We start from the raw sequence: 672 nt of genomic DNA, 5'->3' as shown, positions 1-672 counted from the left end.
ACAGCAAAATTTGTCCATATTTAACAGTTTGTTATGTTTTGAACATCCTATTGCTAATGCCTATTTAATATTCGCCGCTATACTTCTGGTTAGCTTTAAATGCCTCAACTTCCAAAGGTGCATTCTCATAACCGTACTTTGCAAGATCAGAGAAGTGTTGAGTAATTACTGCTTCCAAACTAGACCTTTCAATTTGTAACACATGCACCAACTCGTGAGCCAGTTTGGGTTTATCTAATTCGTAACCTGTTCTGGTATAAATGGAATAACCAAACACTTGAGCATTGTTAACTATTCCCTCACCGACAAAGCCAAGTGCTTCTCCAAGAACTCTTAATGCAAAGTTTTCATAAGGGAAAGGAACTGCATCAACATAGACAATTCTTACTTTTTCTGGATTCTGAATTCCAATTTCTGTTGCCAATAACAACTGCTGCTCTTCTAGCGGAGTTCCGATCTCTAAGCCTTTTGCATCGGTTTCATGAGCCCAGGAGATATACTGAGGCAATAGTATATTGGAAATTATTTTTTCATATGAGAGTACTAAAACTACCATTACAACGACTACTGCTAGCAATAGCAATTTAAGTTGCTTCATAACTTTGACTTCCTTTTCTAAAACTTGCGATAACTACATTTGCTAAGAAAAAACATAACGCTTTAGATAATGAG

Annotated in this window: 1 protein-coding gene; it reads right to left on the bottom strand. The window is 36.3% G+C overall.

The annotated features are described in order from the left end of the window. Positions 1 to 64: 64 nt before the first annotated feature. Positions 65 to 598, bottom strand: a complete 534-nt coding sequence (locus BCU91_RS16570; protein ID WP_102440057.1) for a hypothetical protein — start codon at positions 596 to 598, stop codon at positions 65 to 67. Positions 599 to 672 lie beyond the last annotated feature (74 nt).

Source organism: Shewanella sp. 10N.286.52.B9, from assembly GCF_002873635.1.
Taxonomy (GTDB): Bacteria; Pseudomonadota; Gammaproteobacteria; order Enterobacterales; family Shewanellaceae; genus Shewanella.
This window is presented reverse-complemented; position numbering and strand designations above follow the sequence as displayed.